Source organism: Nocardia sp. NPDC050175 (genome assembly GCF_044459885.1).
Lineage (GTDB): Bacteria > Actinomycetota > Actinomycetes > Mycobacteriales > Mycobacteriaceae > Nocardia.
In genome coordinates, this window is record NZ_JBITJI010000004.1 from 166,504 (window position 1) to 181,777 (window position 15,274).

At 67.1% G+C, this 15,274-nt stretch carries 14 protein-coding genes; 5 read left to right on the forward strand and 9 right to left on the reverse strand.

Annotated features, from left to right (window positions below; translation table 11 throughout):
• Positions 1-10: 10 nt before the first annotated feature.
• The 5 genes from ACIBK2_RS15275 to ACIBK2_RS15295 all read right to left on the reverse strand — a co-directional run bounded on the left by ACIBK2_RS15275 (position 11) and on the right by ACIBK2_RS15295 (position 4,053).
• Positions 11-1,006 (reverse strand): sulfate/molybdate ABC transporter ATP-binding protein, encoded by a 996-nt coding sequence (locus tag ACIBK2_RS15275; protein WP_396967568.1) that lies wholly within the window; start codon positions 1,004-1,006, stop codon positions 11-13.
• On the reverse strand, positions 1,003-1,809 hold the full coding sequence (gene cysW, locus ACIBK2_RS15280; protein ID WP_396967570.1) for a sulfate ABC transporter permease subunit CysW: 807 nt from the start codon (positions 1,807-1,809) through the stop codon (positions 1,003-1,005). Before cysW ends, ACIBK2_RS15275 begins: the two co-directional genes overlap by 4 nt.
• Complete coding sequence (cysT, locus tag ACIBK2_RS15285) at positions 1,806-2,678, reverse strand: sulfate ABC transporter permease subunit CysT (RefSeq protein WP_396967572.1); 873 nt, start codon at positions 2,676-2,678, stop codon at positions 1,806-1,808. Before cysT ends, cysW begins: the two co-directional genes overlap by 4 nt.
• Positions 2,679-2,709: 31 nt before the next feature.
• On the reverse strand, positions 2,710-3,756 hold the full coding sequence (locus ACIBK2_RS15290) for a sulfate ABC transporter substrate-binding protein (protein ID WP_396967574.1): 1,047 nt from the start codon (positions 3,754-3,756) through the stop codon (positions 2,710-2,712).
• Between the two features lie 207 nt (positions 3,757-3,963).
• Complete coding sequence (locus tag ACIBK2_RS15295) at positions 3,964-4,053, reverse strand: Ms4533A family Cys-rich leader peptide (RefSeq protein ID WP_317983926.1); 90 nt, start codon at positions 4,051-4,053, stop codon at positions 3,964-3,966.
• Positions 4,054-4,125: 72 nt separating this feature from the next.
• On the opposite strand from ACIBK2_RS15295, the gene ACIBK2_RS15300 reads away from it, so the two are divergent.
• On the forward strand, positions 4,126-5,181 hold the full coding sequence (locus tag ACIBK2_RS15300) for a M48 family metallopeptidase (protein WP_396967576.1): 1,056 nt from the start codon (positions 4,126-4,128) through the stop codon (positions 5,179-5,181).
• Between the two features lie 73 nt (positions 5,182-5,254).
• Here the strand turns inward: ACIBK2_RS15300 and ACIBK2_RS15305 are convergent, their stop codons facing one another.
• The gene (locus ACIBK2_RS15305; protein WP_357382915.1) at positions 5,255-5,521 is read right to left on the reverse strand and encodes a hypothetical protein; all 267 of its coding nucleotides are present in this window, start codon (positions 5,519-5,521) and stop codon (positions 5,255-5,257) included.
• Between the two features lie 126 nt (positions 5,522-5,647).
• Between ACIBK2_RS15305 and ACIBK2_RS15310 the strand changes: the two genes are divergently transcribed.
• On the forward strand, positions 5,648-7,645 hold the full coding sequence (locus tag ACIBK2_RS15310; RefSeq protein ID WP_396967579.1) for a glycoside hydrolase family 15 protein: 1,998 nt from the start codon (positions 5,648-5,650) through the stop codon (positions 7,643-7,645).
• A gap of 12 nt (positions 7,646-7,657) precedes the next feature.
• Here the strand turns inward: ACIBK2_RS15310 and ACIBK2_RS15315 are convergent, their stop codons facing one another.
• Positions 7,658-9,457 (reverse strand): dynamin family protein, encoded by a 1,800-nt coding sequence (locus ACIBK2_RS15315; RefSeq protein ID WP_396967581.1) that lies wholly within the window; start codon positions 9,455-9,457, stop codon positions 7,658-7,660.
• Positions 9,458-9,532: 75 nt separating this feature from the next.
• Positions 9,533-11,719, reverse strand: a complete 2,187-nt coding sequence (locus tag ACIBK2_RS15320) for a hypothetical protein (RefSeq protein WP_396967583.1) — start codon at positions 11,717-11,719, stop codon at positions 9,533-9,535.
• Positions 11,720-12,102: 383 nt separating this feature from the next.
• Here ACIBK2_RS15320 and ACIBK2_RS15325 point away from each other — a divergent pair, with 383 nt between their 5' ends.
• From ACIBK2_RS15325 to ACIBK2_RS15335, 3 genes are read left to right on the forward strand one after another with little or no spacing between them, the layout of a single operon-like run.
• Positions 12,103-12,483 carry a hypothetical protein gene (locus tag ACIBK2_RS15325; protein WP_396967585.1) on the forward strand — a complete coding sequence of 127 codons (381 nt, stop codon included), beginning with the start codon at positions 12,103-12,105 and terminating at the stop codon, positions 12,481-12,483.
• Positions 12,484-12,506: 23 nt separating this feature from the next.
• Positions 12,507-13,196 (forward strand): response regulator transcription factor, encoded by a 690-nt coding sequence (locus tag ACIBK2_RS15330; RefSeq protein WP_396967587.1) that lies wholly within the window; start codon positions 12,507-12,509, stop codon positions 13,194-13,196.
• A complete protein-coding gene (locus tag ACIBK2_RS15335; RefSeq protein ID WP_396967589.1) occupies positions 13,193-14,578 on the forward strand; it encodes a sensor histidine kinase in 1,386 nt (461 codons plus the stop codon). The genes ACIBK2_RS15330 and ACIBK2_RS15335 overlap by 4 nt, the downstream gene beginning before the upstream one ends.
• A 67-nt stretch (positions 14,579-14,645) precedes the next feature.
• On the opposite strand, the gene ACIBK2_RS15340 is transcribed toward ACIBK2_RS15335, so the two are convergent.
• A complete protein-coding gene (locus ACIBK2_RS15340) occupies positions 14,646-15,230 on the reverse strand; it encodes a Uma2 family endonuclease (protein ID WP_396967591.1) in 585 nt (194 codons plus the stop codon).
• Between the last annotated feature and the right edge of the window lie 44 nt (positions 15,231-15,274).

Here is a 15,274-nt window from a genome sequence, read left to right on the forward strand (position 1 = left end):
ACGGCCCTGCTCAGTGCGCGGGCAACTCCGGGATTCGGGTAGCCCGCGCATACACCGTTTCACCACCGGACAACCGCAGCGCCTCCGCGTCACCGCGAGTCACCTGAGCCGCGAACAGATCACCGGTCGCCGCGTTGCGCAGTTCGACCCGCACCTCGAACCCGAGGTGCACGACCCGCTCGACGGTCGCCCGGGTGACCCCCGCCGAGTCGGCGGTCCCCTCGTGCTCGGCCAGCGACATGCTCGGGTCACGGCCGACCCGAATGTCGTGCGGGCGCACCAGATGTCCGTTCAGCCGCGCCACCGCACCGAGAAACGACATGACGAACTCGTTGGCCGGCCGGTCGTACACGTCCTCCGGCGTACCGATCTGCTCGATGCGTCCCTTGTTCATCACCGCGATCCGGTCGGCCACGTCCAGGGCCTCCTCCTGATCGTGGGTGACCAGCACGGTGGTCACATGGACCTCCTCGTGCAACCTGCGCAGCCAGGTGCGCAGATCGGCGCGCACCTTGGCGTCCAGCGCACCGAACGGCTCGTCGAGCAGCAGCACCTGCGGGTCGACGGCGAGCGCGCGCGCCAGCGCCATCCGCTGCCGCTGGCCGCCCGAAAGCTGGGCTGGATAACGGTGCTGGAATCCGTCGAGCCCGACGATGCCGAGCAGTTCGTCGACGCGCTTGGCGATCTCGTTCTTGGGACGCTTGCGGATCTTCAGGCCGAACGCCACGTTGTCGCGCACGGTCATGTGCTTGAACGCGGCGTAATGCTGGAACACGAACCCGATGTCGCGCTTCTGCGGCGGCACCCTGGTCACGTCGTTCCCGGCGATCACCACGATGCCGGAGTCGAGCGATTCGAGTCCGGCGATCGAGCGCAGCAGCGTCGACTTGCCCGAACCCGAGGGCCCGAGCAACGCGGTCAGCTCGCCGGACGGGATATCGATGGTGACGTCGTCGAGCGCGGCGAACGAACCGTAGTTCTTCTTCGCATTGGTCACGGTGATCATTTAGTGCCCCGTTTGCGTTCGAGGAGGGTCATCAACAGGAGGGTCACGAGGGCCAGCGCCATCAGCAGGGTCGCGGCGGAGTAGGCGCCGAAGGTGTTGTGGTCGTTGATGTATCGGCCGTGCACCAGCAGCGTCAAGGTCTGCGACTTGCCGGGCTGCGCGGACGACACCATGATCACCGCACCGAATTCACCGAGTGCGCGGGCCACGGTGAGCACAACGCCGTAGGTAAGGCCCCAGCGGATGGCGGGCAGGGTGATGCGCCAGAACGTCTGCCAGCGGGTGGCGCCGAGGGTGGCGGCGGCCTGCTCCTGGTCGTCGCCGATCTCGTGCAGCACCGGCTCGACCTCGCGCACCACGAACGGCAACGTGACGAAGATGGTGGCGAGCACCATGCCGGGCAGGCCGAAGATCACCTTGAAGCCCGCGCTCTCCAGACCACCGAACCAGCCGTGCACACCCCACAGCAGGATCAGCGCGACGCCGACCACCACGGGCGAGACCGCGAACGGCAGATCGACGATGCCCTGAACGACCGTGCGGCCAGGGAACTTTCCGCGCACCAGCGCGAGCGCGGTGAAGATGCCGAAGATGACGTTCAACGGGACAACGATCGCCACGATGATCATCGACAACTGGAACGCCGAGATCGCCGCGGGCGTGCTGATCGAATCGATGAACTCGCCGATGCCCTTTTCGAAGGTGCGCAGCAGGATGATGATCAGCGGCGACACCAGCAGCACGAACAGGTAGCCCAGCGCGACGACCCGCAGCGAAATGCGGGCAGGCCAAGAAAGATTCATCGCGCTTCCTGTTCCTTGCGCACGCTGCGCTCGGCGAGCAGTCGCAATATGAGCAGCGATGCGAACGAAATGACCAGCAGGGCAACCGAAACCGCCGCCGCGTTGATCGGCCGATCGATCTCGATCTGCTTCTGGATGTACTGCGAGGCCATTTCGGTCTTGCGCGGAATCGCGCCGCCGATCAGCACCACCGAACCGTACTCGCCGATGGCGCGCGCGAAGGCGAGCCCGCCACCGGAGATGATCGCGGGGCCGAGCGTGGGTAACACGATGCGGCGGAACGTGGTCCAGTTGTCCGCACCGAGCGAGAGCGCCGCCTGCTCGACCTCGCGATCGGCCTCGATCAGCACCGGCTGCACGGAGCGAACCACGAACGGCAGCGTGACGAACGCCAGCGCGACGATGAGGCCGGGCTGAGTGGCGTTGAGGTGGATGTCGATTGGGCTCTGCGGCCCGTAAAGGGACAGCAGCACAATGCTGGCCACGATCGTCGGCAGCGCGAACGGCAGATCGATCAGCGCGTTGACGATGCCCTTGCCGGGAAAGTCGTCGCGCACCAGCACCCAGGCGATGAGCGTCCCCATCACCACGTTGATCACCGCGACCACGATCGAGACGAACACGGTGATCCGCAGCGAGTCCACCGCGGCGGGCGCGCTGATCGCGGCCCAGAAGCCGGACCAGCCCTCGTCGAAAGAGGTGACGGTGAGCGCCGCCAGCGGCAGCAGCACGATGATGCTGAGCCACAGCACCGCCGTGGCGATGCCGAGCGGGCCCACCGAGCCGGTCACCCGCAGCCACGACCAATTGAACCGGCCCGGGGAACCGCCGGGAGCGGGCGTGGTCCCGGCGGTGCTGCTGTCAGTCACAATCGTCCAGTATCCCGTGTGCCGGAGCCGGCTACTTGGTGGCCTTGTCGTAGATCACCGCGACGGAGCCGGTGTTCGGGGTGAACAGGTCCTTGTCGACGGCCTTCCAGCCACCGAGGTCGGTGATGTTCCACAGCTTCTGCGGGGTCGGGAAGTCCTTGGCGAAGTCGGCCGCCACCTTCGGGTCGACCGGGCGGAAACCGGCTGCCGCCCAAGCCTTCTGGCCCTCGGGGGTGTAGAGGAAGTCGCGGAAGGCGACCGCCTTCTCCTGGCTCTTGCTGTTCTTGAGCACCGCGACCGGGTTCTCGATCTTGAAGGTGACCGGCGGGATGAAGTGCTCGATCGGGTCGCCGTTGCGCTCGGAGAAGATCGCCTCGTTCTCGTAGCTGAGCAGCACGTCACCGGTGCCCTGCAGGAACGTCTCGGTGGCTTCGCGGCCCGACTTCGGCTGCACCTTCACGTGGTCCTTGGTGACCAGCTGGCTCAGGTAGTCCAGACCGGCCTGCGGGTTCTTACCGCCGTCGGACTTGGCCGCGTACGGGGCGAGCAGGTTCCACTTCGCCGAGCCGGAGCTGAACGGGTTCGGGGTCACTACCTCGACGCCCGGCTTGAGCAGGTCGTCCCAGTCCTTGATGCCCTTCGGGTTGCCCTTGCGGACCACGATCGCGACGACCGAGCCGAACGGAATTCCCTTGGTGGCGTCGGCATTCCAGTTCGCGTCGACCAGGCCTGCGTCGACCAGGCGGGTGACGTCGGGCTCGACCGAGAAGTTCACGATGTCGGCCTCGGCGCCGTCCTTGACCTTGCGGGACTGATCGCCCGACGCGCCGTAGGAGCCGTTGACCACAACGTTCTTGCCCTTGTCGGTCTTGTTGAACTCCGGGACCACCTTGTCGAAGCCCGGCTTCGGGACCGCATAGGCGTAGAGGTTCAGCGTGCCGCCACTGCCGTCGGCGCCACCACCCCCGGCGGTGTCACTGGCTCCACCGCCGCACGCGGTGAGGGCGACCGCCGCGAACGCGGTGAGTGCGGCGACGGTGGCGCGTCGGCGCGGGGAGAGCCAAGAATTGCGAGACATCGGGGTGGACCTTTCCTACGGACCGCCGATTCGGGACCTCGAACGGCGGAGACAACTACTGTTGGATCGGTAGACCTTGCCGCCGCGTCGATGCGAGCGGTGGCGTGGCTATCGGCCGGGTAGGCCGTCGGGGGTTCGGGGACGTCTGCGAAAAGGTTGCACGCCAGTCTACGAGGGAGGGACGCGCAAACGTGCCCGGTCAGCCGATCAGCGACAGAGAATGTCGGCGACAGCGAGATTGCCGACCGCGATCAACGCCAGTTCATGGCGGACCCGCGGGACGCAACTCGAAGACACGGGCAGACTGTAGCAGAGGCCACGGCCCGAGTTCGAATCTACAGAGTTCCAGGAAGACGGGGGTTTCATCCCATGACTAACAGCCCGGATCGTATACGTACGAGGTTTCCCGGCATCAGCACTCGCGCGTGGGAGCACCCCGCCGATCGCACCGCATTGGTCGCGCTGCGGACCCTATCCGGGTTCGACGTCATATTGCGGACTTTGTCCGGTTTGCTGCAAGAACGCCAGCATCGACTTCTCTACCTCGCGACGGCCGTTCGAGTCGACGAACGACAGTTCCGTTCGCTGCATCAATTGCGCGAAGACTGCGTCGCGGTGCTCGACGCCCGCACCACGCCGGAGATTTTCGTGCTGCAGACCCCGGAGGTGAATGCCCTCACCATCGGCATGGACCAGCCGTTCATCGTGCTGACCACCGGTTTGATCGACCTGATGGATACCGAGGAGTTGCGTTTCATCGTCGGCCACGAGCTCGGCCACGCACTGTCCGGGCACGCGGTGTACCGCACCATGCTCATGCATTTGCTGCGAATCTCCGCCAGCATCGGCTGGATGCCGGTGGGCGGCTGGGCTTTACGCGCGATCGTCGCCGCGCTGATGGAATGGAGCCGCAAATCCGAGTTGTCCGGCGACCGGGCCGGGCTGCTGTGCTCGCAGGACGTCGACGTCTCGGTGCGGGTGCACATGAAGACCGCGGGCGGCACCTGGATCAAGGAAATGAACCACGGCGCGTTCCTGGCCCAAGCCGACGACTACGAACGCTCCGGCGATCTGCGTGACGGTGTGCTGAAACTGCTCAACCTGGAATTGCAGAGCCACCCGTTCTCCGTGCTGCGCGCCGCCGAGCTGCGCCGCTGGATCCAGAGCGGTGAGTACGACCGCCTGCTCGCCGGCGACTACCCGCGGCGCGACCAGGACAAGAACGCCAGCCTCACCGAGGAGATCAAGGAAGCCGCCCGCACCTACCGCAACAACTTCGACCAGTCCGAGGACCCGCTCATCCGCACCGTGCGCAACCTCGGCCGCGACGTCGGCTCCGCGGTCAACACGGTCGGCCAGGAGGTCGGCGAGACCGTCTCCAAGATCGGCAAGCGGTTCAACGACTGGCGCGCGGGCGAGAACTAGCGGGTCACCAACCAGGCGACGACGACGAGGACGAGCAGGGCGATCAACGCCAGCTGGACGCGCGAACGGGGCATCAGTGGGCGCCGCTCTGCACGGTCGGGCGGGTTTCGCCGGTGGTGAGGTCGGCGGGCACGGTGTCGGGCACGGTGGGTAGCGCCTCCTCGACGCCGTGTCTGCGGTCGAGCACCCGAAGCAGGGCGCGCAGCGTCCGGTCGAGCAGGTAGGCGATGGCGAAGCTGACCGGGACCATGCCTACCAGCACGACGAGGAATTGCGGGATGAACGGGAGTCCCGCGACCCACAGCTCGAAGCTGTCCCACCAACCTGCGATCTGATGCACCAGCCCAGCCTAGTGCGTCCACCTGAGAGCTCGGCAAGGTCAATATTCGGTCACGGACGCGCCGCCCGGCAGGCGCGACATCAGACACAGTGGACGTGGGGCTGTGGTGGGCCCGAAGATGTGGGTATGGCGTCTCCTGAGTCCTCCGACGACCTCACCGTCGACGAGCCGTATGACCTGCCGGTGCTGAGCCACCTGACCGAATCCAAGCGGCACGGCGCCTTCCCGCCGATCGACGACTACGCGTTCCTGTCCGACTGCGAGACCAGCTGCCTCGTCGCCAGCAACGGATCCGTCGAATGGATGTGTGTGCCCCGCCCGGATTCGCCGAGCGTCTTCGGCGCGATGCTGGACCGTAGCGCGGGCCACTTCCGGCTCGGCCCGTACGGCGTCAACGTGCCGAGCGCGCGCCGCTACCTGCCGGGCGGGATGATCCTGGAGACCACCTGGCAGACCGAGACCGGCTGGCTGATCGTGCGCGACGCGCTGGTGCTCGGCCCGTGGCACAACAATGACCAGCGCTCCAAGACGCACCGCCGCACCCCGATGGACTGGGATGCCGAGCACATGCTGCTGCGCACGGTGAAGTGTGTGAACGGCACCGTCGAGCTGGAGATGAGCTGCGAGCCGTCGTTCGATTACCACCGTGCGGTGAGCCGCTGGGAGTACACCGGCAAGGTCTACGAGGAAGCGACCGCGGTCCGCACCGACGACCCGAGCGCAGGCCCGAGCCTGGTGCTGACCACCGACCTTCGGCTCGGGCTGGAGGGCCGAGAAGCCCGCGCGCGCACCAGGATGCAGGAGGGCGACGAGAAGTTCATCGCGCTGACCTGGTCGGAATTGCCCGCGCCCAAGACCTATGCCGATGCGGCGCAGAAGATGTGGCAGACCACCGAGAGTTGGCGCCAGTGGATCACCCAGGGCAACTTCCCGGATCACCCGTGGCGCAGCTACTTACAGCGCAGCGCGCTGACACTCAAGGGCCTCACCTACGCTCCGACCGGCGCACTACTCGCCGCTGCCACCACATCTCTCCCGGAAACCCCTGGTGGTCAACGCAATTGGGACTATCGCTACACCTGGGTGCGCGATTCCAGCTTCGCCCTGTGGGGCCTGTACACGCTCGGACTCAACCGCGAGGCCGACGACTTCTTCGCCTTCCTGCGCGACGCCACCACCGGTGAAAACGGCGATGCTGTTCCGATGCAAGTCCTTTACGGCATCGGCGGCGAACGCCAGATCACCGAGGAGACGCTCGACCATCTCAGCGGCTACGAACGATCCAAGCCGGTGCGCATCGGCAACGCCGCCTACAACCAGGACCAGCACGACATCTGGGGCACCATGCTCGATGCGGTGTACCTGCATGTGAAGTCGCGTCAGCAGGTGCCGGAAACGTTGTGGCCGTTGCTGGAACGTCAGGTGCACGCGGCCATCGCGCACTGGCGCGAGCCCGACCGCGGCATCTGGGAGGTACGCGGTGAGCCACAGCATTTCACCTCGTCCAAGGTGATGTGCTGGGTCGCACTCGACCGCGGCGCGAAGCTGGCCGAGCTGCACGGCCAGTTGGAGCACGCCGCCGACTGGTACACCATCGCCGACGAGATCAAGGCCGACATCCTCGAGCACGGGGTGAACTCCAACGGCGTCTTCACCCAGACCTACGGCGGCGACACCCTGGACGCCTCACTGCTTTTGGCGGTACTGAACCGCTTCCTGCCGCCGGAGGACCACCGGATCCGGGCCACCGTGCTGTCCATCGCGGACCGGCTCACCGAGAACGGGCTGGTGCTGCGCTACCGCACCGAGACCACCGACGACGGATTGACCGGTGCCGAAGGCGCTTTCACCATCTGCTCGTTCTGGCTGGTGTCGGCACTGGTCGAGATCGGCGAGCTGCGGCGGGCCAGGCACCTGTGCGAGCGACTGCTCGCCTTCGCCAGCCCGCTGCGCCTCTACGCCGAGGAGATCGACCCGCGCAGCGGCCGCCACCTCGGCAACTTCCCGCAGGCCTTCACCCACCTGGCGCTGATCAACGCGGTCACCCACGTGATCAGGGCCGAGGACTACCGGAACGCGGGCGGCTTCCAACCCGCCCACTCCCCCGCGAACAACCCTGGGTAGCAGGGATTTTCGTCAGACGGTCAGACTGTCGGCCTGTTCACGCAGGCCGCGCAGTTTGCCGAGCTGCGCGTCGACGTCGGCGATCCGGTCGCCGCTGCGGTCGCCGTACTTCTCGTAGGCCGCCTCGGCCAGGCGCAGCGCCTCGTCCGCCTGCTTGGCGACGTCGGTGGCGATCTCGGTGAAGTGATCGCGCAACACCCGCTGCATGGCGCGCAACCGATTCCGCGATTCCTTGCTCACCTGGAAGATGACGTCGTCCATCAGCCGAGCCACCGCGACCTTCGCCTCGGCGCGACGGCGGGCCTTGCGGTTCTTGCGGTCGTCCCACAGCGCGTTCACACCGAGCAGTACACCCGCACCGGCCGAATACCAGTTGACCAGTGACATGCCGAGCAGGCTGGTGGCGAGACCGACCATCAGGACGCCGCCGTAGGATCCGCGCAGACCGGACAGGAACTGTTGGGTCACACCGGCTTTCGCGCTTTCTAGGGGCTCGAGCGGCTGCACCGGTTCGAGGACCTCGCCGGGGTTGTCCAGGCGCAGATCCGGCAGCGGCGCGGCGCGGTTGTCCGCCAAGAACTTCGAGGCCACCTGCTCGGACAGTTCGACCGAGCGATAGTGCGCCATCACGAAGTTCTCCTCGACCGCCTCGCAGATCCTGGCGTCGAGGTCGGTGCCGAATTCCTTCCAGCGGCGCGCCGGATCGGTCTTGATGATCTCCGCCTCGGCATCGCGCACGAGGTTGCGCAACCGGTGCCGCAGGTCGTGTTCGATGTCGGCCATCAGCTCGGTGCTGCCGTCGACCAGGGTGACCTGCCAGTTCGCCGTGCGCTGGCGCAGCTGATCGGCCCCGTCCCGCGCCCGGACCAGTTGGTCGGTGATCTCGTCGCGGCGCCGCGGATCACGCAGCGACTCCACCTCATTGCGCAACGTCAACGCGAGATGATCGCCGACCAGGCGAATATCCTGCACCGCCGCTTCCGACGCGACACTGTCCGCGCGGGCGACCACGTAGTCGCGCAGGTGGTCGATCAGTTGCGGCACACCGGATTCGATGTCGCGCTGGTAGTTGCCGGACAGCCCGGCCTGCCGGTGCAGTTCCGCCGACACCGGCGCCACCGCGAAGCCGAGTCCGGCCGCGTCGAGCAGTTCCCGGTTGCGCTGCTGGGTGTGCGACCAGTGGGAGAACTGGTCGATCTTGTTCAGCACGCAGATGACGGTCGGGCAGATCTGCTGGATGCGCTGCAGATAGGCGATCTGATCGACGGTGAGTTCGGTGGCCGCGTTGGTGACGTAGAGGACGGCGTCGGCGGCGGCGACCATCGACCAAGTGGTGTTGTCGGCGCCGCGCGCACCCGGGGCGTCCATCACCACGACCCCGTCGGCCAGCAGCGAACTCGGCTGGGTGAACTCGGCCCGGACAACGCCGAAGCCGGAGATGGCAGGCCCCGGATCGAGCGGGTCCACCGACTGCCGCTCGGTGCGGCCGTCGACCGAACGGACCAGTGTCGCAGTCGGTTCCGGTCCGTACTCGACGATGACAGGCACGCTCAGGTCGCTGTCGGTGGCGCTGACCGACGCGCCGACCAGACTGTTGACCAGCGTACTCATGCCGTTCTTCGGCTCACCGACGACAACGAGGCGAACCCGGGGATCACTGACCCTGGCCCGGACCATGCTCAGGCGACTGCCCAGATCGTCCCGACCCGCGAATCGGGTCATCTCCCGCAGTTCGTCCAGAATCCGGATCAGCGGCGCCATCGCGTCCGGATGTTTCACCGTCGCGGCCTTCAGCCCGGCTGCGGCAGACAACCTGCCTCCTTACATGTGTTTGCTATCGATCGACATGGACGCCCCTGCACCCCTTGACCACACAACAAGCTCCGATTACATCAACGCTATGTCCAAGCCGCCCGGCACCATGTGGTGGATCTCGGCCATCGTCGCTTCCGGCATCAACGCACCGGAAAGGCCGCCGCCCGAAGCGAACGCGAGGGTCGAGTGGTCGTCGTAGAAGGCATGGTCCTGGATCGGGACCATGGACGAGTCGACCATGTGTGCACTGCTGATCGGATCTGCGATCGCATGCGGCTTGGGGTCGATCGTCGTCGGCGGCTTGTAGGTCGGCGCCTGTGTCGGCACCGGAGCCTGGGTCTGGACGGGAGGCTGGTAGGTCGGCACCGGGACGTCGTGCGTCGGGACCGGGACATCGTGCGTCGGCACATCCGCGGTCGGGATGTCACGAGTGGGCACGGTCGGCACGTCCTTGGTCGGCACGGTCGGCTGGGTGGTGACTCCACCGGACGCGCCACCGTTGCCGGTGCTCGGGCCGGTACCGGTCCCGGTGCCCGGCGTGGTGACGCCGTCATCATCCGGGGAGGTGGTCGGCACGTGCGTCGGCTGGCTGCCGGTGGCCGGCGGAACCTTGGTGGTCGGCACGTCCGGCCCGGTGCTGATGCCGCCATGACCCGTCGAAGGGCTGCCCGCGCCCGGCACCTTCGTCGTGATATCCGGCGTCTTCGGGGCGCTCGGAGTGGCAACGTCGGTCGGCACCACCGGGACCGGGACGGTCTTGGTGATGGTGGTCGGCGTGTTCGGGGTGGTGACCGAACCGTCCGAGTGCTTCGTCGTATCGGTCACCGGAGTAGTCGTCGGCTTCAGCACCGGCGTCGGGCGAGCGTGATCGAAGATCACCGGTGTGGCGGCCGCGGGCACGGTGAGCACCGACGGACCTTCCGGCGCGGTGAACACATTCGCGATCGGCGTGGTCGCGGCGTCCGGCTGGATCGTGGTCTGCAGCGGGGTGGCCGCGACCGGTTGCGCGGCACTCGCCACGGGCGCGACGGCGACAACAGGCGCCGCGGCGGCCACGGGTGCGACCGCGGCCGACATGACCGGCGCGGGCGCGGCGAGCGGCTGCACGACGGGCTGCGCGGTCGATGCCGTCGACGAGTTCGAGCCGGGAGTGGTGAGACCGCCGACAACGCCCGGGTGGCTGTGGTGACTGTGCCCGGTCATGGCCGGATCGGTCACCGAGCGTCCGGTGCCGTCGGGCACGTGACCGAGGCCGCTGCCGAGGAAGTCGGTGAACTGGTCGAGCTGGTCGCCCACGTGACCGACGCCGACGTCCACCTTCATCTCGGAGTTGAAGTAGATGCCCTGCGGGCCGATGCCGAAGTCCACCGACCACTGCGTGCCGACGAAGACGCCGAGCGGGTCACCGCCGCCGTCGCCGACACCGTCGAACGGACCACCGGCGGCCGAGGCCGCGTGCGAGCCGGGCAGGTCGAAGGCGCCGGAACCGGGCGCGACGAAGCCGTTCGTGCCCGGCAGGCCGAAACCGTGCCCGGCCTGACCCAGCCCGTGGCCGGGCAGGCCGAAGCCGTGGCCGCCGGGCAGGTCGAGATCGTTCGAGACACCGCCGGTACCCGGCAGTTGCAGACCGTTGGACGCACCGGCGTCCGTACCGGGCAGGCCGATGCCGTTGGGTGTGCCCGGCAGGCCCATGCCTGGCTGGCCGGTCGCGTCGGAGGTGCCTGGCAATCCGAAGCCTGGGTTCGATGTCCCCGGCAGTTCCATGCCGTGCTGGCCCGACGGACCACCAGGCACGCTGGGCAGTCCCATGCCGGACTGGCCGCCATCGGTGCCCGGCAACGCGAAGCCCGCATCGGTGCCGCTGTAGTCACCGTTGAGCGTCGGCAACGGCAGATTCGCGCCGTGGTCACCGCCGGGCAGCCCGAAACCGGGAGTGGGGTGCGCAACCGTCGAGTTGGTCGCGTGCGGCGGAGTCAGCGGAGCCGGCTCGACGACCAGGTCCGGGAAGGTGATCACCGGCGAGGGGATGTCGGAGTCGGGATCGGTGTTGTGTGCCCAACCCGCGTTCCTGCTGTCCGCGTGCGAAGAGTTGGGATGAGCCGGGACGCCGCCGCCGTTCGCGGCCACCAGTGCGCCGCCGGTGACGTAGGCGCCGGCCCGCGCTACCCGCGCGACACCCGTGGCCACTCGATAGGCGGTGTCACCCGTGCGCTCAGCTGCCTCGGTGGTCTCGTCATCGAAGGGCAGGTCACGCGTCATGAAAGCTCCATCTCGGGTTTCCAGCAACCATCCTCACAGACCGGCCAAGCCGAGTGAAGATCACCTAACACTATTTCGGGAAAACCCGACTGTCACATTCTGCAGGACTGTAGAGACTCCACAGGGGGCGAGCAACACAACCTTGCCATCCCGAAAACCAGAACGAAAGCCCTATTTCTAGTGGGTTACCCAACTGGACAAAGCCTCCAATTTGCACCATGACCAGGTCAGATTCTGCCGGTGCGCCGCCAGGCCGCGCGAAGGCCGACGAGACCCTAAGAAATCTCTAACGATTGCTCAACAAGTGGTGAAGATCCTTTGCCTACCGTCGATTTCATCGGACCAGCCGGGCCGACAGCATCGATCTGAAGGAGTCACCCCTCATGACTGCACTCATCGGACGCCGCATCGCGGCCGTGCTCAGCGGGACCGCGCTCACCGCCGCGGTGGTCGCGAGCATGGCGGGCGCCGCCTCGGCCCAGCCGGGAGCGCCGGGCACGCCGCCGCTCCCGACGCAGCCCGGTCCGCGCATCGCGATCGATCCGGTCCCCGGCGAACCCATCGTCTGCCCGCAGATCGGGCCGGACGGGTCGGTGGTGATCACGCATGGTGCGGGTGAGGAAGGTCCGTGGGTCACCATCGAGCGCGAGTTGCCACCCGGTGCCGTCCCCGCCACTCCGCTCGACACCAGGCCCGGCGTCCCTGCCGACGCCGCACCCGCATACCCGGCCGAGCCGGGGTGCGTCGTCGCCAGCGTTCGCTGACCGACCGGGATTACTGTTGATCCATGACCGGACACCGGATCTTGGTCGTGGACGACGAGGTTCGTGTGCTCGCGTCGCTACGACGCGGGTTGGAACTCTCCGATTTCGAAGTGGTCACCGCGGCCGACGGCGCCGAAGCCCTCGCCATGGTTCGGACCACGGCACCCGACGCCATGGTGTTGGACGTGAATATGCCGACGCTGGACGGTGAAGGCGTGGTCACGGCATTGCGCGCGATGGGAAACGACATCCCGATCTGTGTGCTCAGCGCCCGCAGCGCCGTGACCGACCGCATCGCCTGCCTCGAACGCGGCGCCGACGACTACCTCACCAAACCCTTCGACCTCGGCGAACTGGTCGCCCGGCTGCGCGCGCTGCTGCGCCGCCGGGTCACCACCGAACGGCCGGACGCGCAGGTGCGGGTCGGTCAGGTGCAGATCGACCTGGCCGGGCACCGGGTGCTGGCCGCAGGCACGCCCGTCGACCTGACCAAACGAGAATTCGAGGTGCTCGCCATGCTCGCCGACAACCCGGGCATCGTGCTCGGACGCGAGCAAATCCTTTCCACGGTATGGGGTTACGACTTCGCCACCGACACCAATGTGGTCGATGTGTTCGTCTCCTATCTGCGGCGCAAGCTGGAAGCGCCCGGCGCGCCACGGGTGGTGCACACGGTGCGTGGAGTCGGGTTCGTACTACGGGAGCAGCCGTGAAACGGTCACCGTCGCTGCGTACTCGGGTGGCAGTAGTTTCCGGTGTCGTCGCGGCGCTCGTCGCGCTCACCCTCACCATCACCTTCGCCGCGTTGCTGAACGCGACCGGTGAGCGACAGTTGGACGACACCGTGTCATCGATGGCGGTGCGGGTTGCTCCGCCATTGAAAGGTGTTCCGGCGGAGCGAATTCCGGGACCACCAGCCGCAGCCGCGCCACCACCGGCCGCCGCACCACCGCTGGCTGCGCCGCCGCTGGCAGACGCGCTGCCCTCCCCTGCCGCGACCGCTGGGACAGCAGCCCCCGGCTACGCGACCCAAGCGCCTTACGCGGCGAAAGACATCCCCGAGGACGCCACCGTCGCCCGCGGCGACCTGCCACCCGACGCCGCGATCACCCGCGTCGACGGACTGCCCGGCGTACTCGTTTCGCTGGACCCCAACCGCGACGTCGTCGCCTCGGCCATCCACCGCAGCCAGCTGATCGGCCTCGGCATCGGCGTCGCCGGCGCGCTGACCGCCGCGTTGCTCGGCTGGTTCCTGGCCGGTTACGCCGCCCGCCCACTGCGCAGGCTGGCCGCCGCCACCCACGGCATCGACACCCTCGAGGAACTGCCACCGCTGTCCGGCCAAGGCGCCAGGGAGGCGGAAGAACTCTCCGACGCCATCACCCGCATGCTCGCCCGCCTCGAAGCCGCCCACCGCGCCACCAACCACGCACTCACCAGCGCCCGCGACTTCGCCGCCGTCTGCGCCCACGAACTGCGCACCCCACTCACCGCGCTGCGCACCGACCTACAAGTGCTGGCCACCAAGGAGATTCCCGCCGAACAACGCGGCACCATCCTCACCGAGGTCCTCTTCGCCGAACAACAGATCGAAAACACCCTCACCGACCTGGAACGACTCGCCGTCGGCGAACTCACCAAGCCCGACCTCTTCGAACCCTTCGACCTCTGCGAAACCCTCGACCGCGCAGCCCAAGACGCCCAACGCCGCCACCCCGACGTCCACATCACCCTCACCGAATGCGAACCGGTCACGATCACCGGCACCCCCGGCGGCCTGATGCTCATCGTCACCAACGCGGTAGCGAACGCCGTCCAACACGGTCACGCCGAAACCGTCACCATCACCGTCCACCCCACTGCAAACAACACGGTGGAAATCCTCATCGACGACGACGGCACCGGAATCCCAGAAACCCTGTGCCCCACCGCTTTCGACCGTTTCGTCAAAGGCCCCGGCTCCCCCGGCTCCGGCCTCGGCTTGGCCTTGGTCCGCCAACAGGCCGAGTTACATTCCGGTACGGCCGAACTCGCCCGCAGCCCGCTCGGCGGCGTGCGCCTCCAGGTCCGAATTGCCGTACAGCCCTCGGACTGACATTCGGTCCGAGGCGCTGTCTACTTGCCCTTCGGCTTGTCCGAAGCAGCATCCGTGAAAGGGAGCGTCAGTCGGCAAAGTCCTTGAGCGCCTCGGTGTCGAGTGTGATGCCGACCGGCGGGGGAAGCGTCACCTCGCGTCCGAAGGCATAGCTGTGCACATCCTGATATCCGTCATCGCCTGGCTGGCTGTGCACCACAACGGTCCCCGCATCACGATCTATCAATAGATAGATCGGAATCCCTGCCTGGGCGTAGGCAGCGGGCTTCTCCACTCGATCGCGTTTATTGGTGCCCGAATCGTGGGACGTGACTTCGACCGCCATCACAACAGGGTCCGGCGAGGCCCATTCACCGGCGCCGCCGAACGCATCGTAAGGCGCCAGCACCCCATCTGGACGTGCTCGACCCTTCCGATAAGGCCCAACAGCCAAGCCTTGCCCGATGACATGCAGAAAGAGACCTGGGCTCAACGGCATCAACAGCATCAACAGCCAGTTGAGAACCCGGCCGTGGTCACCATCAGGCACTCGTTTGACCCCCAGTCGTCCGTCGATAAGTTCGACCTGCATCCCCTCGACCTCGCGATCGACCGCGCGGGCGATCGCCTCGAACTCCTCGGTCAGGAATGTGTCCTCATGCACCGCAGTCATCGCCATCCTCCCTGGTTCAGCACCGCTCGCCGACGCATTCTGCC